The 25,056-nt window shown below is 54.6% G+C and carries 17 protein-coding genes; 8 read left to right on the top strand and 9 right to left on the bottom strand.

The window, feature by feature from the left end:
* Positions 1-11: 11 nt before the first annotated feature.
* Positions 12-971 carry a c-type cytochrome biogenesis protein CcsB gene (ccsB, locus tag RHH81_RS00840; RefSeq protein WP_310453114.1) on the bottom strand — a complete coding sequence of 320 codons (960 nt, stop codon included), beginning with the start codon at positions 969-971 and terminating at the stop codon, positions 12-14.
* Positions 972-1,154: 183 nt separating this feature from the next.
* On the opposite strand from ccsB, the gene RHH81_RS00845 reads away from it, so the two are divergent.
* Positions 1,155-1,937: a YaaW family protein gene (locus tag RHH81_RS00845; protein WP_190278036.1), complete on the top strand. Its 783-nt coding sequence runs from the start codon at positions 1,155-1,157 to the stop codon at positions 1,935-1,937.
* On the opposite strand, the gene RHH81_RS00850 is transcribed toward RHH81_RS00845, so the two are convergent.
* The 4 genes from RHH81_RS00850 to RHH81_RS00865 all read right to left on the bottom strand — a co-directional run bounded on the left by RHH81_RS00850 (position 1,934) and on the right by RHH81_RS00865 (position 10,824).
* Positions 1,934-4,933, bottom strand: a complete 3,000-nt coding sequence (locus RHH81_RS00850) for a DEAD/DEAH box helicase (protein ID WP_310743229.1) — start codon at positions 4,931-4,933, stop codon at positions 1,934-1,936. The genes RHH81_RS00845 and RHH81_RS00850 overlap by 4 nt on opposite strands.
* Positions 4,934-4,942: 9 nt before the next feature.
* Entirely contained in the window at positions 4,943-8,740 is a 3,798-nt protein-coding gene (locus tag RHH81_RS00855) for an EAL domain-containing protein (protein ID WP_310743230.1), read from the bottom strand.
* Between the two features lie 252 nt (positions 8,741-8,992).
* A complete protein-coding gene (gene trmD / locus RHH81_RS00860) occupies positions 8,993-9,715 on the bottom strand; it encodes a tRNA (guanosine(37)-N1)-methyltransferase TrmD (RefSeq protein WP_206200656.1) in 723 nt (240 codons plus the stop codon).
* Complete coding sequence (locus RHH81_RS00865; RefSeq protein ID WP_206200657.1) at positions 9,715-10,824, bottom strand: S49 family peptidase; 1,110 nt, start codon at positions 10,822-10,824, stop codon at positions 9,715-9,717. The genes trmD and RHH81_RS00865 overlap by 1 nt, the downstream gene beginning before the upstream one ends.
* 159 nt (positions 10,825-10,983) lie before the next feature.
* On the opposite strand from RHH81_RS00865, the gene pipX reads away from it, so the two are divergent.
* Entirely contained in the window at positions 10,984-11,265 is a 282-nt protein-coding gene (gene pipX, locus RHH81_RS00870) for a transcriptional coactivator PipX (RefSeq protein ID WP_310743231.1), read from the top strand.
* A 47-nt stretch (positions 11,266-11,312) separates the two neighbouring features.
* On the top strand, positions 11,313-12,698 hold the full coding sequence (gene gor, locus RHH81_RS00875) for a glutathione-disulfide reductase (protein WP_310743232.1): 1,386 nt from the start codon (positions 11,313-11,315) through the stop codon (positions 12,696-12,698).
* Here the strand turns inward: gor and ctpA are convergent.
* The 3 genes from ctpA to RHH81_RS00890 all read right to left on the bottom strand — a co-directional run bounded on the left by ctpA (position 12,685) and on the right by RHH81_RS00890 (position 16,291).
* Positions 12,685-13,923, bottom strand: coding sequence for a carboxyl-terminal processing protease CtpA (gene ctpA / locus RHH81_RS00880; protein WP_302678605.1), 1,239 nt, complete (start codon positions 13,921-13,923; stop codon positions 12,685-12,687). The genes gor and ctpA overlap by 14 nt on opposite strands.
* Positions 13,924-13,988: 65 nt before the next feature.
* Entirely contained in the window at positions 13,989-14,852 is an 864-nt protein-coding gene (gene truB, locus RHH81_RS00885) for a tRNA pseudouridine(55) synthase TruB (protein WP_310743233.1), read from the bottom strand.
* A complete protein-coding gene (locus RHH81_RS00890; RefSeq protein WP_310743234.1) occupies positions 14,852-16,291 on the bottom strand; it encodes a TolC family protein in 1,440 nt (479 codons plus the stop codon). The genes truB and RHH81_RS00890 overlap by 1 nt, the downstream gene beginning before the upstream one ends.
* Before the next feature lie 147 nt (positions 16,292-16,438).
* Here RHH81_RS00890 and RHH81_RS00895 point away from each other — a divergent pair, with 147 nt between their 5' ends.
* The 5 genes from RHH81_RS00895 (at position 16,439) to RHH81_RS00915 (ending at position 23,564) form a co-directional block, all read left to right on the top strand.
* Complete coding sequence (locus tag RHH81_RS00895) at positions 16,439-17,077, top strand: class I SAM-dependent methyltransferase (protein WP_206200662.1); 639 nt, start codon at positions 16,439-16,441, stop codon at positions 17,075-17,077.
* A 36-nt stretch (positions 17,078-17,113) separates the two neighbouring features.
* Positions 17,114-19,984 (top strand): aminomethyl-transferring glycine dehydrogenase, encoded by a 2,871-nt coding sequence (gcvP, locus tag RHH81_RS00900; RefSeq protein WP_310743235.1) that lies wholly within the window; start codon positions 17,114-17,116, stop codon positions 19,982-19,984.
* Between the two features lie 96 nt (positions 19,985-20,080).
* Entirely contained in the window at positions 20,081-21,532 is a 1,452-nt protein-coding gene (locus RHH81_RS00905) for a cytochrome ubiquinol oxidase subunit I (protein WP_302678608.1), read from the top strand.
* Positions 21,533-21,543: 11 nt separating this feature from the next.
* Positions 21,544-22,557 (top strand): cytochrome d ubiquinol oxidase subunit II, encoded by a 1,014-nt coding sequence (gene cydB / locus RHH81_RS00910; protein ID WP_206200665.1) that lies wholly within the window; start codon positions 21,544-21,546, stop codon positions 22,555-22,557.
* A 176-nt stretch (positions 22,558-22,733) separates the two neighbouring features.
* Complete coding sequence (locus RHH81_RS00915) at positions 22,734-23,564, top strand: Tab2/Atab2 family RNA-binding protein (RefSeq protein ID WP_310437850.1); 831 nt, start codon at positions 22,734-22,736, stop codon at positions 23,562-23,564.
* A 1-nt stretch (position 23,565) separates the two neighbouring features.
* On the opposite strand, the gene RHH81_RS00920 is transcribed toward RHH81_RS00915, so the two are convergent.
* On the bottom strand, positions 23,566-25,056 hold the full coding sequence (locus RHH81_RS00920; RefSeq protein ID WP_310743236.1) for a hypothetical protein: 1,491 nt from the start codon (positions 25,054-25,056) through the stop codon (positions 23,566-23,568).

Genomic DNA, 25,056 nt, shown 5'->3' on the forward strand with positions numbered 1-25,056 from the left:
GCAAAAAACCGCTAGAAAAACCAACCGTAGGAGTGCAGACCTTTCCCCAGCAGGTTCACCCCCAAGTAGCACACCCAGACCACCCCAAAGCCAACGGTGGCGAGAATCGCCGGCTTGCGCCCCTGCCAATCACGGGTCATGCGGGCATGGAGATAAGCAGCATACACCAGCCAGACAATCAGTGCCCAAGTTTCTTTGGGATCCCAACTCCAAGGCGCCCCCCAAGCCTCATTTGCCCAGACCGCACCAGAGATAATGCCGATGGTTAGCAGTGGGAAGCCAAGACCAATCATGCGGTAGCTCAAGTTATCGAGGGTCTCAGCCAAGGTGAGGCGTTGCAAACTCAATTGCAGGGTGGGTTGGGTCAGTACCGTGGTGCCGCCGCCCCCAGTCGAGGGTTCTAAGGAAGGTTCTGGCGCGCGACTGCGGAAGCTGCCTGTGCCCACAGAGCTGCCCTTAAGGCTGACGGGTTTGCCCCATGTGACCACTAGGAAGGCGATCGCCAGCAGTGACCCCACCATCAAGGTGGCATAGCTGAGCATCATCACACTGACGTGCATCATTAACCAGTTGGACTTCAGGGCAGGCACCAGAGGCGCTGACTGCTGCATTTCCGGGGGGAGCGAGAGAGCCGCAAAAGCCGTAATTCCCATGGCAACGGGTGCAGTAACAACCCCCACAAGGCGCTGGCCACTGATGGACTCGGCGACAAAGTGCATGGCTGTCAAACCCCAGCACAGGAAAAAGAGGGATTCATAGAGATTGCTGATGGGAAAGTAGCCCCCCTCAATCCAACGCGCCGCCAGCAGGCCCGTAATACAGAGATTGGCGATCGCCATCCCCGTGCGACCCGCAGCCGTGAGAACAGGCCATTGGGGAAACGCTGCCCCACACCAGTAGAGCAACATCGTGATCAAAAGCACCGCAAAGGCCGTGTTATCGAGCCAACCTTCTAGGGTTAATAAATCCATAGCTTTTTATTTTGCCAGCCTGCTACTCTTTTGTATTGTACTGTCCGAACCGTGCTTTTCTGGGATAGTGGCGCATCTCCCATTCTTGTGAAAAGGGCTGTACCACAATTTCAGCCTGAATCCCTATAATCAGGGGTGAAGAATCATCATGTTCTATTGTGCTGCTGCTGGAGCGAGAACCCCATGAACGAGCTACGGGCTGCGCTGGAATTGGCGACGGAGGAGGAGTTGCAAGACCTAACAGAAATTCTGTTTCGTCGTCGGCTCAATCCCTTGGACTATCTCACAACGCCGGATCCCATTGCCGTCCAAGCTCAGGATCGCCAAGCATGGCTCGATGATATTGAGGAGCGGTTTCGCTTTTTGGCGGCAGATGGTCTGACAGTACTCAAGGGCAAAGCACAGCAAATCAGCTATCGGCAAACGTTGATGCGGGTCTGTCGCTATCTGAAAATTAAGTTTTCCCCCAGTTGGACAGTCCCCGAACTGGAAATGGAAATCTTCTTGAATGTGTTGCAGCGGATGTGGAAAAAGCTGGGGGATGAGGATCGCAAGGTCTTGGCTGCCCAAATCCAAGATAGCTTGCCCGAACTGCGCAACGGCCACCCGATTTCTATGGAAACTGTACGCCTGATCCTAGAGGGAGGCGCGGCGATCGCCATCAGTTCTGTTGTCCGCTCCATGGTGGTGCAGCAGGTGGCTCGTCAATTTGCCATTCACTTTGCTGGGTACAAGCTCTCCATCACTCCCTTGGTGTCTCGGGGCGCTGCCGTGGGAGCCGCTAAATTTGCCCTCGGTCGCAGCGTCTTAGCCTTTGCCAGTACAGCTTTGTGGGTGTGGTTTATTGCCGACTTGGGTTGGCGTGCCATTTCCACCAACTATGCGCGCATTATTCCCACCATTTTCGCGATCGCCCAAATTCGCCTCCTACGCGGTGAGCAGGCATCCCAGTGGGCAATGGCCTAGAGTGTGATCATCCGCTCTTTGTCCAGGGTGAGCAGTTGCCGCAGTTGATCGAGGTTGAGTTCGGTTAACCACTGTTCGCCACTGCTCACAATCATGTCCGCAAGCGCTTTTTTCTGCTCAATTTGCTCGTGGATCTTTTCTTCAAGGGTACCCGTGCAGACAAATTTGTGGATTTGGACAGTGCGGGCTTGGCCAATGCGGAAGGCGCGATCGCTGGCCTGATTTTCAACCGCGGGGTTCCACCAGCGATCGTAGTGAAAGACATGATTGGCACGGGTGAGATTTAAGCCCACGCCCCCCGCTTTTAGGGAAAGAATAAAGACCGTGGGTGCCTCAGGATCGTGCTGAAAGCGTTCCACCATGAGTTCTCGCTGCGCTTTGGGGGTGCGTCCCGACAGGAAAAAGATCTCCTGCTGTAGTGCCTTTTCGAGATAGGTTTTCAGGTGGGTGCCAAATTCGGCAAATTGGGTAAAGACAAGGGCGCGATCGCCCACTTCCTGAAGCTCTTGCAACATTTCTATGAGGCGTTGCAATTTACCCGAGCGATCGGGGGCATAGTCTTCCTGCTTGAGATACTGGGCGGGATGGTTACAGATTTGCTTGAGTTTGGTCAGCGTAGCCAAGATATGGCCGCGCCGCTGGATACCTTCACTATTTTCAATGGCAGCAAGGGAGTCTTCCACCACCGCAGTGTAAAGCTGCATCTGCTCTAGGGTGAGACTGCAATAGACCAGCATCTCCTGTTTTTCGGGCAGGTCTTGGATAATGCTGCGGTCAGTTTTCAGGCGCCGTAGAATGAAGGGCTGAACATAGGTGCGCAGGGCGTTGAGGGAGGTAGTGTCACCATAGCGTTCAATGGGTCGCACATAGCGGTGCTGAAAGTAGGTGCGATTGCCCAAGTACCCCGGATGCAGAAAGTCCATAATCGACCAGAGTTCAAGGAGACGATTTTCTAGGGGGGTTCCCGTCAGGGCAATGCGAAACTGGGCGGAGAGTTCCCGTGCCGCTTGGGACTGCTGGGTGTTGGCATTTTTAATGTTTTGGGCTTCATCGAGGACCAGATGCTGCCATGACACCTGTTGCAAGGTGGCGCGATCGCGCTGCAGGAGGGCATAACTGGTGAGAATCAGATCGTGAGTTTCGACGTTTTTCAGAAATGCCTTGCCCTTGGGGCGATCGCTGCCGTGGTGGACGTAGGCACGCAATGTCGGTGCAAATTTTTGGCACTCCCGTAGCCAGTTGCCCAGTACCGAGGTGGGACAGATCAACAGTGTCGGTCGGTAGGCACGTCCTGCTTCCTTGAGGTGGAGCAAAAAGGCCAACAGTTGAATCGTTTTCCCTAAGCCCATATCATCGGCCAAGCAAGCCCCCAACCGCCAGCGTTCCAAGAAACTCAACCACGCCACCCCTCGCGCTTGGTAGGGACGCAGTTCACCACAAAATTCCTGCGGTGTCGGCACTGGATCAAGGGTTTGTTTACCCGTGAGGCCATCGAGTAGTGCCTGAAGGGCATCATTGGCGTCTAAACCAAGAATGGGTAACTTGGCCACCGTTACCGTATCCCCGGTGGCAATGCGTAGCGTATCGGCAAGGGAGAGCTGGGTCTTTTGGGGAGACTGGAGAAACTCTTGAGCGGCCTTGATCTCTTGGGGACGCAGCAGCACCCACTCACCATTGAGATAAACAAGGGGACTCTCTTGGCGGCGCAGTTGATCAAAATCTGCTTCCGAGAGGGGATGCTGCCCCAACTGTAATTGCCACTGAAACTGCATCAAGCTCTCAATACTCAAGCCGCTGGTGGCGGTGGGCGGCAATGAAGCAATCATCCTCAGACCCAAACGATGCTGGGCGCTATTGCGGCGCAAACTCGGCGGCACAATAATTGCAACCCCCTGCTGCTCAAGGAGCGGAATGGCACTTTGCAAGAAGGCATAAACTTCCGTGGTTTGCAGCGTCAGACCCACAGGGGAGGGTTCTTGGAGACTGCGATCGAGGGGACGATAAATGCGTGAGGCCAAACCCAGTCCCCGCAGCAGGGTTTCTTGGGGCTGCCAGAGCACTTGTCCGTGATAGAGGAGGGACTCTTGCGTACATTGCCAAATCTCGGCCGCCGCCAGCATCGTTTCCGTTTCGCCCTCCGTTTGTAGGCCAAAGGCCAAGCGCCAATCACCCTCGGCAGTATCTGGGGGCACCAGTTGCAGTGCCAAGCGCCATTGGGGGCGCAGATCCAACTGCTCGCGGTAGGGTTCTTGCCAACGTTGGAGCCGTTCCACAAAAGAAGGCGGCAGTTCCGTTGCTTGCCCTGTTTTGAGGAAAGTCAGCCAGTGACTATGCTCCTTAGCCAAGCCCACTTTGGGTAACTCTAGGGCGGCAAGGGCAGTGTGGAGATAGCCCTGCAAGGTGTGGTGCAGAAAATCTGCCAATAGATCGGTGGCATGGGGCGGAAACCGCAGCGCCGTGGCATCAGTTTGATAACAGCGACATAAATGCGGCATCCGTTGGCTAAATTGCCGAAAGCGATCGCGATCGCCCCCATGGGTGAGCAGAATCCGCCACCCTTCAGCCGTAGGCAAGTATTGGCCGCGCACAATTAAATCCAGTAACCAGCGACTAACGTGCAGCCAATAGCGCAGATCATCGCCAATAGCAGCGCTTTCGCGACCCTGAAGACCCAGTTGATGTAGTTGCTCTAAAACCCCTGAGGCAGGAATCGCCCAACCCGGCACCTGCCAGAGAAACAGCGGTTCGCCGTTGACTTCCGCTAGGGGAGGCGGTAATAGGTGATGCTCCTGAATCTGTGCGGGCAAAGCAGCATAGGCAACACTCGGATCGGCATTGACAAGCGGAGGTGTCTTCAGTTGGGTGGCATAGGGATAAACAGGCACAGCAGTCGGAACCCAAGGCGTGATTGCCTGAGTGAGCGATCGCCATTCTTCTGCCCATGCAAAAAAGCGCGGCGTCGGCGTTGCCAGCCACGTCCCATGGAAAACAGCCATGCCAATATTTTAGTGGGCTTTCAAGAGGGATGCGAGTGCTTCAGCAGGCATGGGTCGGGCAAAGAGATACCCTTGCCCATAATCACACCCCAGTCGCTGCAGGATGTGCAGTTGGTCGCGGGTTTCAATCCCTTCGGCAATAACGCGGTAGCCCAACTCCTGAGCAAGGACTAAAATCATCTTGGTAATTTTGAGGTTGCGCTGGTTGTCTTCCAATTGCTGGACAAAGGCGCGATCCACCTTGAGGTGGTGAATCGGTAGGCTGTGGAGATAACTCAGGCAGGAATAGCCCGTTCCAAAATCGTCAATACTAATTTCAATGTGGCGCTCCCGCAGTGACTCTAGGAGACTCAGCATTTCACTGCCCAATTCAAGGGCGATGCTTTCGGTGAGTTCTAGAACCAACTGTCCTCTGCCCAAGGGATACTGTTGCTGAATGCGGCTAAGGTGGTGGAGGAAACTGGGGTGCTTCAGTGTCTTGGCCGAGACATTCACACTCAGGATCAAGTTGGCTGCCCCTTGGGACTGCTGTTGCCACAACCAAAACTGTCGACAAGCCTGCTCCAAAACCCACTTGTCAAGGTCAACAATCAGCCCTGTATCCTCAGCAATTGAGATGAAAGCACCCGGCAGAATCAGTCCGCGTTCAGGATGTTGCCAACGCACTAGGCTCTCCATGCCCACCAGTTGTTGATCTGCCAAATTAAAAAAGGGCTGATAAAACAGCTGCAGTTCTCCATGGCTGAGGGCATGGCGCAGATCGTGTTCAAGGTGGAGGCGCTCTAGCACCTGTTCGTACATCTGGGCGTTAAAGATGGCGTAGCGTCTTGTGGAGTGGGCTTTTGCTTGATACAGGGCAATATCGGCATCCCTGAGGACAGCAAAAGCCGTTTTATACTCATTTTGGGCAAAGACGACACCAATACTACTGCTGAGGAAAATTTGCCGCTCCTCTACGACCAAGGGTTCTTGGAGGCAACGGGTAATTTGCTCGCAAAGAGCAATGGCACTCTCCAAGTTGGGTAAAGCGGTTGCCAAAATCACAAACTCATCTCCGCCGAGGCGAGCCACAATATGCCTATTTTCGATGAGACACCGCAGCAAAGTGGCAAAGGCAATGAGCAGGCGATCGCCCACTGCATGGCCGAGGCTGTCATTGATCACCTTAAAGCGATCCACATCCAAAAACAGCACGGCATAGTGAAGCTCAGGATTCCTTTGAGCTGCGGCAATTGTGGCTGCCAACTGCTCCATGAAGTAGAGGCGGTTGGGCAACCCTGTCAGGGGATCGTGATAGGCCTCATGCTCTAGTTGCAATTGCACCTGTACCCGACTGGTGACATCGCGGGAACTGGTCTGCAACTGTTGCAATTGCCCCTGACTGTCGTAGCGGGGCTTGAAGAGGGTTTCTAGCCAGAGCAACTCCTGATTCGCTGTACAGGCTCGATGGGTGATGGGCCAAAACCGCTGCTGCTGAAGCATCTGTTGCAGTTCCTGCTTGACCCGCGATCGCTCATCGGGATGGCACAACTGCGTAAAATGCTGACCAATGAGCCTCCCAGAAGACCAACCCAATAGGGTTTCATAGGAGGGACTAACATACAAACACCGGCCTTCCCGATCTAAAAGGCACACAATATCGGTCATGTTTTCCGCCAGCAGTCGATAGCGTTCTTCGCTTTCGCGCAGCGCCAGTTCAGCAGCTTTGCGGTCTGTAATATCAATATGGGTACCCACCACCTTAGAGGGGCGACCTTGGGCATCCCGAATTAACACGGCATTGCTGTGGAACCAGCGGTAGGTTCCATCGTGGTGGCGCAGGCGAAAATCAATGTCATAGTCCGCTTCACCGCGCAGAAATTGCTCGTAGGCCGCAAGGGCGCGATCGCGATCCTCGGGATGGAGTTGCTCCTGCCAATCTGCGCAACTGAACGCTTCAGTCCTAGGCAGGTCGCCCAGCTGGGCTCTGTGGGTTGGCGAAACAAGCATGGTTCCCGTAGAGAGGTCATGAAAATAAAAGCCAATCTTGGAAGCACGGATAGCCACCTCTAGCTGGGCCTGCTGCTCCTTGAGGCGCTCTTCGGCCAAATGGCGCTCAGTGACATCCAACATCACGGTGTACCAGACCACGACCCCATTAGCCGCCAGTGTGGGCTGTCCGGCGCCCTCTAGCCAGCGCACTTCGCCGCTGGTGGGATGAATAATGCGCCATTGCCAAAGCCATGGCGTCAAATTTGCCGCAGAATAGAGAACCGATTGCCATGTGGCTTCCCGATCCTCTGGATGTACCAGCTGCCACAAACTTTCACCATCCTCAGCAGCCACCGCCGCCGGGATGCCCCAAAGACGTTCGCACATTGGATTCAGATAAAATACCCGATTGCGACCATCGGGGTACTGTTCATAGCGAAACAGGGCACCAGGTAGGTGAAGAGCTGTCAAACGAAACCGTTCTTCACTCTTGCGCAATGCCGCGGCAAGACGGGAACGTTTAGCCAGTTCTTTGCGGGCTTGGGCGTATAGATTGGCTTGGTAAACCGCCACCTCCAGTTGGGTGGCAATGGTACGCATAAAATTGATTTCCACTTCTGACCACGCATGGGTTTGGTGCGGCACAAACAAACTCAGGCTGCCCCAAGGGCGCTCTTTAACAATCAAAGGCACCAGTAACCATGCCCCCGGCAATTGTTCCGCAAAGGCTCGATTCACTGCATCGGTCAGTTGGCAGGTGTCGGCGATGGCAACCACTTCTCCTGCCTTCAGCCGTGTGGCCAAGGGATTGTCCTGATCTGGGATTTCAAAGCCAAGAAACCGCGGCGCATTGGCATCGCTGTGATATTCAGCAACCGGCTGCCACACCTGCCTTTCCGGAAGGTAGCGAACCACACAGGCATCCCATCCCAGCCCTATTTCCACAATTTCCCGCACAGCGGTGTCAAAGATGGTTTCAAGGTCAAGGGAATTGCGGATGGCTTGAATGACACGATTGAGAGCCTGCTCGCGCAGTAGTTGATTTTTGAGCGTGGTCACATCTCGGCCAACGGATTGAATCCCACTGAGGGAACCATCAGCCGTAAAAACCCCTGAATTCAGCCACTGGATCCAGCGACTCCCTTTTTGGGGATGAGGTAGGCAACTTTCGCAGGTAAATAGGGGCGCAGCGGGTGTAAGCTGCATCACCTGCGCTTGGAAACAAACGGCATCTTCACAGCAGACGAACTCCCCTAAGGGGCGACCAGTGACTTCAGCAGCAGAACAGTTAAAGAAGCGGCAAAAGGCCTCATTGGCAAATAGGATGGTGGTATCTGGGTGCAGGGATAAAAGAAAGTCACCTTGGTCTTGGAAGATGCCGGAGTCACACTGCCTAGAATCAGGCTGCTGCTGACGAGAACAGGCAAGCCCTTGGGGCTGTATTTTCTGAGGTTGGCGCCCAGTAATGTCCTGAAACGTGAGCACAATGCACTGCAGATTGCCGCTGGGATCAACAATGGGGCAGCCTTGGATTGCTAGGGTTAATCGCCGATCGCTCAACAGCAGATCTACGTCCACAGAACAGGGTTCTAAACGCTGGTGGACTTGCCTATTGGGCAACTCTTCCTTGGGATAGGGGCGATCGCTACCGCAGTAGTAAACCTGCAGATTTGCCCAAATGTCGGCTGCCGCCGCTTGGGGATCCGTCACCGTCAAGAGTCTTTGGCCAAAGGGGTTAATGTAGCTAATTTCCCCCGCGGGATCAGCAAGAGCCACAGCAATTGGTAACGCCCCTAGGATTGCTGTTAGGTAGTGCCCCCCATCACTTTTCCCCATTCCATCTGACCGGTCGATCACTGAATCTGCACCGCCACTGGCATTGGGGGTGGCAGGCCTTAGGAAAGTGGGGAACAAACTATCCATAGGATTAATCGTAGGAAGTTACTGGGGCTCCTGACTAAAGCTAAGCGCAGCAGCTTTCTGATTACATATTCGTAATAATTACGATGGTACTTGCTATTATTTTTTTTTTTTTTTGACATATAACTGATTTATAACTGATTTTCTTAAGAAGTATAAAGTAATTTCCTATTCTCCTTCCTTGGTTTTGAGTGTGGCTTCCCGCTGAGCCAGCCAGCGCGCATACAGATCTGGGCGGCGTTGGCGAGTGCGTTCAATTTGCTGTGCCCGCCGCCAAGCAGCAATTTCCCCATGGTGACCAGAAAGTAAGACCGGCGGTACCGTCCACCCTCGAAACTCTGCGGGTCGAGTGTAGTGGGGATAGTCCAATAAACCGTCCTCAAAACTGTCTTGATGCAGGGAAGCCGCTTTGCCCACCGTGCCGGGCAGCAGTCGCAGCACACCATTGAGAATCACCAGAGCTGGAATTTCCCCACAAGTGAGAACAAAGTCGCCAATGGAGATCTCTTGGGTCACCAAATGCTGGACGACCCGCTCATCCACGCCCTCATAGTGACCACAGAGAATCACTAGTTGATCTCGCTCCTGCGACCAATGCCAGAGGTGCTGTTGGGTCAGGGGTTGCCCTTGGGGGGTGACATAGATCACTTCACGGCGGGGCAAGGAGGGCAGCGATTCCACCGCCGCAAAGAGGGGTTCAGGCTTCATCACCATGCCCACACCCCCCCCGTAGGGTTCATCATCCACCCGCTGGTGCTTATCAGTACTAAAGTCACGCGGATTCGTCAGGACGACCTCGGCAATCCCGCGTGCCAAGGCTTTGGCCATTAAGCCACTGCCGAGGGGGGAGGCAAAGAACTCTGGAAAGAGGGTAATAATATCGAAACGCATTACTGGCGGTGGCAAGAGAGGGAACCATAGTAGGCAAGGGCGCGCAATTGGCTGAGGGCACACAGTTGCTCTTGTTTCCACACCTGCTGGGTTTCTGGTGCTGGGGGAGGTGACTGGACACCAAAGAGTTGATTGATCAAAGGGGAGCGATCGCGCCGAAAACGGACAAGGGCATATTCTCCTTCCTTGAGCTTGGCAGCACTAGCAAGGGCACTGAGGGTGTCTGGACGGCTGCGGGTGCCATCAATGAGGCGATAGCGCTGCGCCTGCTCGTTACTGAAAATCATTGCTCCCATTTTGTTGCGAATAACACTGGGATCAATGCCCCGTGCCTGCGCCACATGATTAATAAACTTGCTGTACTCCTGTTCAAGGCCGGCTTGGAAGACCTCAATTTCTTGGGGGGTGAGGCGACGGAAGGGATTGCCAATATCTTTGCTACGACCGGCGCTCAGTGTCCGTTCTTCAATACGGTTGGCAGTAACGCCTCCCATCAATAGGCCATTATCGAGACTGGTGGGGCGATCGTAGTAGAAAACACTAGGGCCGAGAATGCCAATACTGCCAATCATGCTGCCGTGATCAGCGTAGATCCGATCCGCTGTCACCATAGCCCAAACGCCACCGGAGGCAGAAATGCCCTCAATAAAGGCATAGACCGGTTTTTGGGTGGCTGCGCGGTAGCTCCTAATGCCTTCGGCGATCGCCTGCGAGCCAAAGATCGTGCCGCCGGGAGTGCTGATATTGACAAAGACAGCCTTAATCGTTTCGTCCTTAGCCGCTTCTGCTAACTGCCGCTGCACTTCATAGCCGTAGGTGACACCGACAAGGGGCGCAAAGAAGCTATCTTCTTCGTTTTGCGGGCTGCCGAGAATTGGCCCAGTAATGTCAATTCTGAGAATGCGATCGCGACTGCCCTCCTTGCCGCTGACGTGCTCGTAGGGACTGGTTTCACTGGCGGGCGCCAACAAGACCCCGAGGAGGGCAAAGAAGATCGTGGCACTGAAGCCCACCACCCCCAATGTGAAAAAAAAGGTTAGCGTGCCAAAAAAGATCACACCGCAGCGGTGAAACACACTGGGCCAAAAGGGGGGAAGGGAGCGCGTCATAGAGGAGGAAAGGGTTGAGTATAATCTGAAAAGTTTTTAGTCAAATGTTTTACTTATTTTAGCCGCCCCCTGCGGTTTTCTCCTGTTTTTGCCCCTCACAAGCCACCCTTGCCGTGTTGACCTGTCACGATCCTTTTGCGAGGTAGGTTCTCTCTACGAATGAAACTCTCGATGACCGCTGAGCAGTATCTCAATCACCCCACCTTTGGCTTGCTTTATGGGGTGTGCCCTATTGATGAGCATCGGCAACTTTTTACCACGTTGTATGCACAGCGGCTGTTCTTCATTGTCAGCCAACGGCCGGCAGGGATGGCGTTTGAGTCTATTAGTCGCACCGATGCGCGGATGCTCATTGAACAGCGGTTGCGATCGCTGCGCCGTCTTGGCAAAACTGCTGAATACCAAGCCCTACAAGCGATTCATCGCCAAGCCTTCATGTAACCCGATCCAGATTTCGCTAGACTGAGGCTAGGTTTTGGGGAGCAAGGATGAGCTACGACTATGACCTATTTGTGATTGGTGCCGGCTCCGGTGGCTTGGCGGCCTCAAAGCGGGCAGCTTCCTACGGCGCTAGGGTGGCCATTGCCGAAGGGGATAAAGTCGGCGGTACCTGTGTGATTCGGGGGTGTGTCCCTAAAAAGCTCATGGTCTATGGCTCCAAGTTTAGCCACCTCTTTGAAGACGCTGTCGGCTATGGCTGGCGCCCCGTTGCAGCCAAGTTGAACTGGGAGCGACTGATTCAAGCAGTGAACCAAGAGGTAAATCGTCTCAGCCAACTGCACATTAGCTACCTTGCCAAAGCCGGGGTCGAACTGCTGCCCTTTTTTGCCCGCTTTGCTGACCCCCACACCCTAGAACTCGTGGATCGCCAAGGACAGGTGCAACGGCGAGTGACAGCGGCGAAAATCTTAATTGCTGTCGGGGGCGAAGCGATTAAGCCCAATGTGCCGGGCATTGAACACAGCATTACCTCGCGGGAGATGTTTTTGTTGCCCAAGCAGCCAAAGCGCATGGCTATCCTTGGGGGCGGCTACATCAGTGTTGAGTTTGCCGGCATTATGCAGGGACTCGGCACGGAAGTCATTCACTTTCTGCGGGGCGATCGCCCCCTGCGCGGCTTTGATCAAGACATTCAAGATGGTGTCTATGAGGGGATGATTCGCCACGGCATTGATGTCCGTCCCCAGTGCCACATTACGGGCTTGAAGCTCACCAAGAAGGGCAATATCCGCATTCGCTACGAACAGCAGGGGCAAGCCTGTGAAACTAAAGTTGATATGGTGCTGTGTGCCGTGGGGCGTGCGCCCAACTTGCAGGGGCTAGGTCTTGATCAGGCGGGGGTGCATCTTACGGCCAATAGTCAAGGGATTGTCGCCATTGCTGTGGATGAATACTACCGCACCAATCAAGAACACATTTTTGCTGTCGGGGACTGCACTAACCGCGTCAACCTCACTCCCGTAGCCATTGCCGAAGGACGCGCCTTTGCTGATACGCAATTTGGTAATCTACCGCGCACCCTCAGCTATGAGAATATTCCCTCGGCGGTGTTTTCCCAGCCGGAGGCGGCTTCGGTGGGGCTGTCTGAGGCGCAGGCCAAGGCGAAATTGGGGGAAGAGAATGTGACAATCTACCGTGCGGCCTTTCGCCCGATGTACCACAGTCTCACGGGTCGAGATGAAAAGGTGATCGTCAAATTGGTGGTGGAGAAAAATACGGAGTGGGTGCTCGGTGCCCACATGGTGGGGGATCATGCGGCTGAGATTATTCAAGGGATCGCGATCGCCCTCAAAATGGGCGCCACCAAGAAGGACTTTGATGCCACGATGGGCATTCATCCCTCGACGGCGGAGGAGTTTGTCACCCTGCGTTAGTGGCCACTTGCACCGGACTGTGGAGCAGCTCTAGGGCCGCCAGATATTGGGGATCTGCTGCTGTACCCATAGCCATGAGACTCTCGGGAGCATCGAGAACCCGCCGATCTGGCTCAATCCCCACTTTGTTGATGTTGTGGTGATTAGGGGTTTCGTAGTGGGCAATGGTAACCGCAAGGCCAGAGCCATCACTGAGGTTAAAGAGGGACTGAATCGAGCCTTTACCAAAGGTGCGATCGCCCACCAGTCGAGCACGGCCATGATCTTGCAGGGCACCGGCTAAAATCTCACTGGCACTGGCGGTTCCGCCATTCACGAGGACGACGAGCGGATCATGGGTGAGGGCACCGCCACTGGCATTGAGGCTATCCACAATCCCTTGGCGATCGACGGTATAGACAATGACCCCCGAATCCAACCACAGTTGAGCAATTTCCACCCCCGCCTGCAACAGTCCCCCCGGATTATTGCGCAGATCAAGAATGTACTCCTCCGCTCCCTGCTGCTCTAGCATTTGAATGGCTTTGCGCATTTCTGTGGCCGCCATAGCGCTAAATTGACCAAGGCGAATATAGCCAATGGTGTGTCCCTGCACTTGGCGAACCTCAGCCATAACCGGATTAATCTCAATGTGTCCCCGTTTCAGGGTGATTTCTTGAGGAGCTTCACTGCCCCGTTGTAACAACAAATGCACAGCAGAACCGGCGGCTCCCCGCATTCTTTCGGCGGCTTCATCAAGGCTGAGCTGGGTGGTGGAGACGCCATCAATGGCAAGAATGCGATCGCGGGGTTGAATCCCCACTTGGGCAGCAGGGGAGCCATCAATGGGAGCAATCACTTCGAGGACACCGGTTTCAGGGTCAGTGCTAATTTGCAAGCCGACACCAGTGAGTTCCCCAGCCGTGGTGGTTTGCAGGCTACGAAATTGGGCGGGGCGCAGTAGCCGTGTAAAGGGATCCTCTAGGCTCGCCAACATGGTTTGAATGGCCTCATAGGTCGCCTCGCGATTGGGTAGGGGACGTTTCAGCGCCTTTTCGCGCACCAGCCACCAGTTTTGGCCATTAAAAGAGGGATCCACGTAGGCTTGGTTGACAATGCGCCATGCCTCATTAAAGAGTTTTTGTTCCTCCGTTAGGGCGATCGCCGAGTCAGTGGGGAAAATGCCCCAGACTCCCACCAAGACCACCAAACAACAAATGAGACGTTGCAGCCAACGAACCCCCATTCCTTCACCTGCTGATTGCTTCTTTTTCCTAAGCTAGCACTAGAAAAATGTTTCGGAAGACACCGTTATGCCTTGAGAACCACCTTGGGATGCAGGCGATCGCCCCCACTCACTCCGATCCCCACACAGGTAGCGGCAAAGGTGACGCCCACGAACCTCTCCGCCGGCGGTAGCCCCTCACCAATCACGGCGCGGCCATGATACCAGTCGTTGAGTTGTACTTCATTGAGTTCAAGCCACGGTAGATGTGAGAGAACCGCTTGGGGCGGGCGCAGTGGTAAATGCTCTGGCGAAATGCTTTCTAGGGAATGGCTCTCCTCAATCCTCAGGCCACCACTTTCAATCCGTTGCAGGGCTGCCAGCGTTCCCCCTACCCCCAGTGCCGCCCCCAAATCGCGGGCAAGGGCGCGAATATAGGTGCCACCGCCACAGGTAATGCGCAGGGTCAATACTGGGTAGCATCCTGCTTGCCAATCTAAGACATCAATGCTGTACACCTCAACGATCCGCGGCGGCACGCTCACGACTTCACCCGCACGGGCACGGGCATAGAGCCGCTGGCCATCCACTTGAATCGCACTATAGGCGGGGGGATATTGCTCAATCTGGCCAATGAATTGGGGAAGCTGTTCCTCAATGGCCTCAACGGTGAGGTGACTGGCAGATTGTTCTTGGCAAATGTCACCCGTAATGTCATCCGTGGTTGTGGTGATGCCAAAGCGCACCGTGCCAATATAGGCCTTGCGATCGCTCAAATAGGGGAGGAGTCGCGTCGCTGCACCAAGGGCGATCGGCAGCACCCCTGTGGCCATTGGATCTAATGTGCCCCCATGACCAATGCGCTTGAGCCGCAGCCGCTTTCGCAGTTCGTTAATGCAGTCGTGGGAAGTGCAGCCGGGCGGTTTATTGAGATTCAAAAAACCAAACATCAAGGCGTTGCCGTCAAGGGTAAGCCACTCACAAAGCGTTGCAGGGCAGCGATCGCTCGGTTGTAGTCAATGGTAGAACTCAACAGGTTGCTCTGGGCTTGAATCAGAGCCGTTTCTGCATTGCTCACCTCCGCTTGGGTGCCAATCCCTGCTTGGAAGCGCAGACGGGCAAGGCGCAGTCCCTCGGTGGCTTGGCGCACTGCCACTTCATTGGTGCGGATATTTTCCTGACTGGATTTGAGCGTGTAGTAGGCCTGCTCCACTTGAAAGCGAATTAAGTTGCGAAAGGCGGCATACTGGGCTTCAGCGATCGCGGCAGCGCTTTCCTGCTGGGCGGCACTGGCACGGGAGACCCCGCCATCAAAGAGGGTCAGGTTCATTTGACCCCCAACCGTATATCCCCAACGGGGTGCCCTCCCATCTGTGAGGCTATCAAGGGTGTTAAAACTTCCGCCGGCCACCAACTGCGGCCCTAGATTCCCCAAGGCCACCCGGCGCTGCTGCAGTGCTGCATTTCGTTGTGTCAGTTGCTGTTCCAATTCCACACGATTCCGAAACGCCAAGGCAATGCTCTCCTCAAGGGAGAGTTTCCATTCCCCAACTACCCGAATGGGGTCAGCCGCCCGCACATTGGTTTTGTCATTGAGACTGAGCAGCTGTGCCAGTTGGCGTTGAGCCGTTTGCAGTTGGCTTTGGGCTTGCACGAGTTGCTGTTGGTTATTGGCCAGTTGTACCTGTGCTGTGAGGACATCGAATTGCGTGCCTAAGCCAGCCCGTTCGCGGGCGATCGCATCCCGTAGACTAATTTGCGAGTTTTGTACCGCTGCTTCACCAATGCGCACCAGCGCCTCCGCCTGTTGAATGTTGTAGTAGGCATTGGTGACATCCTGCCGCAGTTGTTCAAATTCTCGCTGCAGATCCAGTTCGGCATTGCGCACCTGTTCCTGTGCTGCTTTGATACTGCCATCCCGTTGGCCAGAGGTGAAAATGTTGTAGCCCAGTTGCACCGTGCTGGTCCAAGTATTGCTGGTGGGATTGGCCTGCAAGGGGGGTGGTAGTTGGGCATTTTGCAGGCGAATCGCCGCTGAATCCGTGCGACTAATCCCCAATTGCAAGGAGATGCTGGGATAGAGAGCCGCCTCCGCTTGGCGCAGAACCGCCCGACTTTGTTGCAGTTGCGCCTCAAGGATTTGCAGTTGGCGATTATTCCGCCGCGCCAGTTCAATCGCTTCGTTGAGGGTAATGGGGCGATCCAAATCAATTTTTACTTGATCGGGACGACTCGGGAGATAGAGGGGATCGGGATTGGGATTGAAGGGCAGGAGATCGGTGGCCGTAGGGTTGGGTTGGGCGATCGCCCCCCCGCTCATGGTGATCAAGACCGCCACAAGGCTCCCCAGCAGCAGACTGCTTTGTTGGCAGATGGATGGTTGACCCATGCTCACTCCCGACACCGTTACAACTACGGATTCTTGCTACCACATAAGACTATAACAGTCCTTTCTCAAGGAATCGTTGCCAAAAAGGCGGTACACTGACACTGAACTGGTTCCAATTCTGCAAAATTCAAGGCTTGATCCAGCGCTGTGGCAACCATTTTACGCACTTGGAGCTATCAATATCCGTGGCTCTACGACACCATTAGTGCCCTCGCAGCAATAACGGTGGGGGGGAGCGATCGCCTGCATCGGTTGGCTTGGCAAGATTTGGACTTACCCCGCAGTGCCGTGGTTTTAGACCTTTGCTGTGCCCATGGCGTGGTGACTCAAGCCTTAACTCAAGCCTTTGATCAGGTCACGGGACTAGATGCTTCCCCGAAGGCGATCGCCCGTGCTCGGCAGCGCGTGCCCCAAGCCACCTATGTGGAAGCCTTTGCGGAGAAGATGCCCTTTGCCGATGCCACCTTTGATCTGGTACACACCAGCATGGCGCTGCACGAAATGACTGCGGAACAACTGCGTGCCATTGTGGCGGAAGTGTGGCGGGTTCTCAAGCCCGGTGGCTGGTTTGCCCTGATTGATTTTCATCGTCCCCAAGTGCCTCTCTTTTGGCCGGGGATGGCTCTTTTTTTCTGGCTCTTTGAAACGGAAACCGCTTGGCAACTGCTGCAAACGGACTTAGCTGAGCAGCTACGGTTACAGGGCTTCACTGTCGAGCGGCAGACCTACCACCTCGGGCGCAGCTTGCAGGTTCTCCATGCCCGCAAACCCTGCCCAAAGAATTAAGATATATGAACGATTTGCAACACGAGTGCGATAGCGATGGTAAGTTCACTGCCCCAACTGGAGATCAACTTAGAGACCGATGCCGAATTTGTCGCGCGGCACATTGGCATTACGCCCACCGATCTACCCAAAATGTTGAGCCTGTTGGGGTATGGCAGCCTCAAGGAGCTGATCACTGCCGTCATTCCCCCGGAAATTCGCTTGCAACGCCCTCTCGCTCTGGGTGAAGGTCTCAGTGAAACAGCAGCCCTGCAAAAATTACGCACCCTTGCCCAGCAAAACCAAGTTTGGCGCAGCTACATCGGCATGGGCTATTACAACTGCATTACGCCAGCGGTGATTCAGCGCAACATTCTGGAAAACCCCGGCTGGTACACCCAGTACACCCCTTACCAAGCGGAAATTGCCCAAGGACGCCTCGAAGCCCTCCTCAACTTTCAAACCCTTGTCAGCGATCTAACGGGCTTGCCCATTGCCAATGCCTCTCTCCTTGATGAGGCGACGGCTGCCGCTGAAGCCATGACGCTGAGCTTGAATGCCTGCCGTCAAAAGGGAGCCAACCGCTTCTTGGTGGCGCAGGATAGCCATCCCCAAACCCTAGCAGTGCTGCGCACCCGTGCCCTGCCCCTTGGCATTGAGATTGTACCCATTGACCCGATCGCCAGTGAATTGCCTTGGGAGAATGCCTTTGGCCTGCTCTTGCAATATCCCGCCAGCGATGGTGCGGTGCGATCGCCCCAAGCCCTGATTGCCGCTGCCCATGAACGGGGACTCTTGGTGACGGTGGCCACTGATTTGCTGGCCTTGACATTGCTGACACCGCCGGGAGAATTGGGGGCAGATATTGCCGTCGGCAGCTCCCAGCGTTTTGGTGTGCCCTTGGGCTATGGGGGGCCTCACGCCGCCTTCTTTGCCATCCGGGAAGACTTTAAGCGGCAATTACCCGGCCGACTAGTGGGGGTTTCCCACGATGCTCTTGGTCAAAAAGCATTGCGCCTTGCCCTGCAAACCCGTGAGCAGCACATCCGCCGCGAAAAGGCCACCAGTAACATCTGCACTGCCCAAGTTCTCCTCGCAGTTGTTGCCAGTATGTACGCCGTCTATCATGGAGCCGCGGGGCTGCGGCAAATCGCTGAGCGCATCCATCAACGGGCAGTGACCCTAGCAGCAGGCTTAGCAGCAGCGGGCTATCCACTCTACCATTCTGAGTTTTTTGACACCCTACGCATTGGCTTGGGGAACCTGCCAGTACAGGTGCTCAAGGAGCGAGCAGCAGCGGCGCAAATCAACCTGCGTTACTTTGAGGATGGCAGTGTCGGCATCAGCCTCGATGAGACCACCACCGAGCAAGATGTGGCGGATTTACTGGCGCTCTTTGGCACAAGTCCTGCGGCAGTTGCCGCGGGCGATCGCCTACCGCCAACCCTAAAACGCCAATCTGCTTACCTGCAGCACCCCGTCTTTCAGGACTACCACAGCGAACACGCCCTGCTGCGCTACATTCACCGCCTTCAGGCCAAGGATCTCTCCCTCACCACCTCGATGATTCCCCTTGGCTCCTGCACCATGAAGCTCAATGCCACGGCGGAAATGCTGCCCATCAGTTGGCCAGAATTCAATCAACTGCATCCCTTTGCCCCGGCTGAGCAAGCCCAAGGCTATCAGCAGCTGTTCCGTGAGCTAGAGGCAATGCTGGCAGAAATTACCGGCTTTGATGCCATTTCCCTACAACCCAATGCCGGTTCCCAAGGGGAATATGCGGGACTCCTAGTGATTCGCCAGTACCACCACAGCCGCGGCGAAAGCCAGCGCAATGTGTGTTTGATTCCCACCTCTGCCCATGGCACCAACCCTGCCAGTGCGGTCATGGCTGGCATGCAGGTGGTGGCAGTCAATTGCGATGCCCAGGGCAATATTGATGTGGCGGATCTGGCGGCCAAGGCCGAAACCTATGGCGATCGCCTAGCGGCCTTGATGATCACCTATCCCTCGACCCACGGTGTCTTTGAAACGGGAATTCGCCAAATTTGTGAGATCATCCATCGCTACGGCGGTCAAGTCTATATGGATGGTGCCAATATGAATGCCCAAGTGGGGCTGTGCCGTCCGGCGGACTTTGGTGCCGATGTCTGCCATCTCAACCTCCACAAAACCTTTTGTATTCCCCACGGCGGCGGTGGGCCGGGGGTGGGACCCATCGGGGTCAAGGCGCATTTAGCCCCCTTCTTGCCAACTACACAACTGATTCCCCAAGGATCGGAAATTGGCCCGGTGACTGCCGCCCCTTGGGGCAGTGCCAGTATTTTGCCGATTTCGTGGATGTACATTACCCTGATGGGGGGGGTGGGGTTGACACGCGCCACCGCAATTGCCATCCTCAATGCTAACTACATTGCCAAACGCCTTGAACCCTACTACCCGGTTCTTTACAAAGGTGCCCACGGTTTGGTGGCTCACGAGTGTATTCTCGATCTGCGTCCGCTGAAAAAATCCGCGGGAATTGAGGTAGAAGATATTGCCAAGCGGCTGATGGACTATGGCTTCCATGCCCCCACCATTTCTTGGCCGGTGCCGGGCACGCTGATGATTGAACCGACAGAAAGTGAAACCAAGGCGGAATTGGATCGCTTTTGTGAGGCGATGATTGCCATTCGCGCCGAAATTGCTGAAATTGAGGCCGGCGTCAGCGATCGCCAGCAAAACCCCCTGAAAAATGCCCCCCATCCCGCCCTGATGCTGGCCACAGAGCCATGGCCTTACCCCTATTCACGGCAAGTGGCTGCCTACCCCGCCCCTTGGCTGCGGGAGTACAAATTTTGGCCAGCGGTTGCCCGCATTGACAATGCCTATGGCGATCGCCACCTCGTGTGTAGTTGCTCAGTGCCCATCACTTCACCAGAGTCTTAAGCAAAGCTGAAATTTTTGCAGCGGTTCGCCATTCTCCTTGTCACCGCTCAAAGGGGGTTGCTAAAAGTAAGGCAGATCAACCCCTAGGGTGGCGTTATGACCTTGGCTAGTCTCGATACCATTGTTCTCTCCCGTTGGCAATTTGCCCTCACGGCCATTTTCCATATGCTCTGGCCGGTCTTGACGACGGGCATGAGTATTTACCTCGTGGTCATTGAGGGGCTATGGCTGAAAACCAAGAACCTGACCTACTATCACCATGCTCGCTTTTGGTCAAAGCTGTACATCCTCAACTTTGGTATTGGCGTGGCTTCGGGGTTGCCCATGGCCTTTCAATTTGGCCTCAACTGGGCACCCTTCTCGGAAGCAGTGGGGGATTTCTTCGGCACTGTCTTGGGGTTTGAGGGCACCATGGCCTTCATGCTGGAAGCCAGCTTCTTGGGCATTATGATTTTTGGCTGGCAACGGGTACCGCCAGTGATGCACTGGATTTCGACCATCTGTGTCGCCTTTGGTGCGAACCTCTCCACCTTCTGGATTCTCTCGGCCAACTCATGGCTCCAGACACCAGCGGGGGGCGTCTTTGTCGAGGGTAAGTTCCGCGTTCAAGACTACTTCCAAGCCATTGCCAACCCCTTCATGGTCAAGAGTTTTTTCCACATGTTCTTTGCCACCCTAGAAACCTCGCTGTTTGTTATTGGCGGCATTAGTGCTTGGTATCTACTGCAAAATCGCCTGCCCAATTTCTTCACGAAATCCCTGAAGGTGGTGTTGGTGATGGCCTTGGTGATTGCACCGCTACAGGTGTTTGTTGGCCACCTCAGTGCTGAGCAGGTCTATCATTACCAACCCGCCAAATTAGCCGCCATGGAAGCCCTGTGGGAAACAATACCCGCAGGCACCCCTGCCAATTGGAGTGTGATTGCCTTACCCAATGAGGCCGCCCAAGCAAATACCTTGGAACTGAAAATTCCCGGCCTGCTGAGCTACCTACTGGAGTTGAAACCGCAGTTAGACACACCGATCTTGGGCTTGAAGGAGTGGAACGCTAGCGATCGCCCCCATTTGATTGGCCTGATTTACTATTCTTTTCGCCTGATGGTGGCCATTGGTCTGTACCTCGCGGCTCTCGCGATCGTCACCGTTTTTGTCTGGTGGCGCACAGGCCTCGAGGGCGATCGCCTACGCAATTACCAGTGGCTCTGGTGGGGCTGGATCTTTGCAGGACCCTTGGGATACCTTGCCGTCGAAGCCGGTTGGATTGTCCGCTGTGTCGGCCGTCAACCGTGGATTGTCTATGGCCAGTTGCGGACGGCAGAAGCGGCCTCCAATTTACCGCCCCAAGTGGTGCTCTTTTCCCTTAGTGGCTTGGTTGCCCTGTACACCATTTTCTTCTTTGCTGCCCTCTTCTTTGGCAGTCGCATCATCCAAAAAGGCCCCAATGTTGCCTTGCCGGTGCCGGGGCTGCACAATGCTGAACAACTGGAAATCCGCATCAAACTAGCAGAGCACCAACCGGATCGCCGTCCCCTAGAAACTCAACAATAAGGGAGTACACCATGGAACCGAATCCCCTTGCACCCTTGGAGCACTTTTTGCCGCAGGTATGGTTTTTTATCCTAGGGTTGTTTCTCTTTCTCTACATTCTCCTAGATGGGTTTGACCTGGGCATTGGCATTCTTTCTCTCACCAGCAGTAACGAACGGCGCCGCAATATCCTCATGACCAGCCTTGGCAATGTTTGGGATGCCAATGAAACATGGCTGGTGCTGATGGGGGGGTCGCTGTTTGGTGCTTTTCCCTTGGCCTATGCCACCATCCTCAATGCCCTTTACCTACCCGCAGTGATTATGGTGGTGGGGCTAATTTTGCGGGCAGTGTCCTTTGAGTTTCGCGAGAATGCCAATAATAAACGGGTGTGGAACCTTGCCTTTGGCATTGGCAGTTTTTTGGCTGCCTTGGGGCAGGGCTTTGCGGTGGGCACTGTTTTTGAGGGCATCAAAGTAGATGCTGCGGGTCACTTTGCTGGAGGCATGTGGGATTGGTTGACGTGGCACTCGGTGTTGGTAGCACTGACGCTGATTCAGGGCTATGTGCTGATTGGGTCAACCTATCTGATTTACAAAACCACGGGTGAGTTGCAGCAAACCCACTACCGCACGGCCACGATTGCAGCTTGGACAACGTTTATCGGTGCTGTGTTGATTACCATTAGCGCCCCCATTTTCCATGAGCACCTGCGTGCCCAACTGTTTCAGCCACCGCTGTTCTACATTTTTGCCGCCATTCCCATTTTGGGTATCTTGCTGATTTTTCTATTGCTGCGTAGTTTACAAAAACGGGAAGAAGTCATGCCCTTAGTGTGGACGTTTTTACTGTTTCTCCTGTCATTTATTGGCTTGGGCTTTGTCATTTTTCCAAACATCATTCCCCCCAGCGTCACCATTTACGAAGCCGCTGCCTCTCCTAGCGCTCAAGTCTTTATGCTGATTTTCGTCGCTTTCTTAATTCCAATTATGCTGGCCTACAATCTCTACAATTACTTAGTGTTTCGTGGCAAAGTTGTGGCCTAGGTATTGAAAAAATTCAGGCCTAAAACACCCTAGCAGAGGAGGCAAAACAAGGCACAATAGCAACAGATAGCCTTTTTCTCTCGCTTGAGGACGCATCAGCAGAATTAGCGGCAAGCTTAGCGGCTTTCAATGGTTGTGAAAAGGCTGTTAACTTCCTTTGCTGCTCATTTCCGTCCATGTCCTGTTGGCAAGTTGACCTTTACCGTCGGCCGTTGCGTACCCCCAGTGGTCTTGATCTGTGGGAACTTGTGATTTGTGACCCTGAGGAAAATTTTTACTACACGGCTTTTTGCCCAGAACCCCTCGTGAGCAGTTCATGGCTGGCCACAGAGTTTAAAAGTTGCGGGCAGCCCCTGCCGCAGCGAGTGCAGGTTTTTCGTCCCCAGAGTTTAGGCCTCGTGGAAGTGGCTTGCCAAGAACTCAACCTTCCCCTCGAAGCCACCCGCCGCACCCCGGCTCTGAAGCACTACCTGTGCCAACGCACTCAGGAATACCAAAGCCTGAAAACCTACACCGGTGAAGCCTACGATCCCTTGGCCATTGAGCAGCCGCCGCCATTGCCCCTGCCCGATGATATTTGGGGAGATTCTTGGCAGTTTGCAGCAATTACTCCCCCCGACTTGGCACAACTGATGCAATATCCGCTGCGGATTCTGGCCTTTGAGATGGCAATGTTGCCAGAGTCTTTGGGGCTGGCTCCCGATACGTTGATTCCGGGAATTATTCTCTATGGCGGTCGCAAGTCCCTGAAGCTAGCGCGGTGGTTCCAAGAGCAACTGCCCTATCGTTTGGAGTTTGTGCCGGGGCAACCCTGTGGGGTGGTGTTGCACAGCGGCTTGCGCGATCGCTGGGTCTTTTTAACGTTTGAAGATACTGACATTGCTCGGGCAGGGGAAGTGTTTCGCGATCGCCTGCGCTCCACTCAGGGTCTGCACTTTCTTCTCATTCAACCGACTCCCAATGACACCACCTACACGGCTCTCTGGCTGCTCCAACCTCTTGAATAGCCTAAGGTTTGAGCCGTCCCTGTTCTAAGCTTTCCTGCAGGGCACGGGTTTCATCCAAAACCGTTTCAATGCCTTCAAGGTGGGTCTGCCGCACAAAATTAATTTTGATTTCCTCTAGCCACATCACCAACAGATCTTGAATCACCTTGCCCACCTGTTCCTCTTGGAGTTCGGCAGTCAGGGTTTGGCCAAATTTTTGCGCCAGTTGACTCGCCAGTAATGCGCCTTCGCGGGGTGGATTGCCTTGGTGTTTGCTCGCTTGCTCCAATAGCAGAAAGAGGCGATCGCTAATCTCCTTGGCAAGGGATTGGTGCCAGTGGCGCGGTAAGGCCTCAAGGGATGGAATTTCCAATAACCGCCGATAGGGGGGCGCTTGCCGTAGGACTTGATCGACACTGTAAGCCACTAAGCCTTCCACTTCTGGTCGCAGTTGGGGGATCACGCGGTAAATGACTACCTGCACAACTAAGGCTGCCAGTTCCCCCAGTTCATCAATGTCATTGAGCGTCTTGCTCCCTTGGCCGCCAGAGACACGCGGTAGCCAGCGACTCAATTGGCCGCGACGGATTGCTTTTTGCAGTTGGGTGAGGACTTGCAGGACAACCACTTCCGAAATATCGGTGGCGATCGCTGCCACAACCCCCTGCGACGCCTGCCGCTCAAGGGTATCAAGGCAGATAATCTCCGCTTGATCCAAGCGAATGGTCACTGGGATAATCCGCAGCCATGCCCACGTCGGTGCCAACCACCAGAAGGGAAAAAAGAGGAGCACATCATACCAGCGCCAAAACATGGCATCTCGCCAGTGATAAGCGCGATACTGGCGACTCAGCCAAAACGTCCGCCCCAAAAATTCAACAAAGAACAGGAGAGTGAAGGGAAGATCAATGGCATCAAAGCGGTCAATAAAATTTCCATCCTCACCGTAGCGGCGCCAATAGTTGGTAGCCATCAGGGGAATGATCTGCGCCTCAAACCAAGCAAGGCTGGTCTGCCAGTCCCGTTCATTGATGTACTCCGGACTCCAAAAGCGCTCAAAGGACTGTTTAGAGGAGGCATTGCGATCGCCAAAGACCCGCAACCGCATCAGGTTCTTGATTCGCTCAAGGGTGCCGGTTTTATTGGCAAGGGCAAAGGGGTCGGTGTCCACCATAGTTTTACTCTGCTCGCGCAACTGAGCTAGAAGTGCTTGCGTCGCCGCGGCATCCACCCCTTCAGTGGTAATCGTTTGCCGGAGTTGGTTGACCGTGTTGATGTACCGCTCCGTCGTCCGGTGGGGTTCGATTCCCTTAATGGGGTCATAAAGGGCAGTCATCGGCAAGGGCTGGGGCAGATAAATCACCCGCTGAATCAGGGGAATGCGGATCTTTCCCAAAAGCCAGAAGTCCCGTAGGGGAATATAGGTGAGATCAAAGAGCACCAACAGAAAATTGGCGCTGGCAATGGCCACCATGATCCGCTCATAGGTTCGATTCAATGGTTTATCAAACAT

It is taken from the genome of Thermosynechococcus sp. PKX95, from assembly GCF_031583295.1.
Taxonomy (GTDB): Bacteria; Cyanobacteriota; Cyanobacteriia; order Thermosynechococcales; family Thermosynechococcaceae; genus Thermosynechococcus.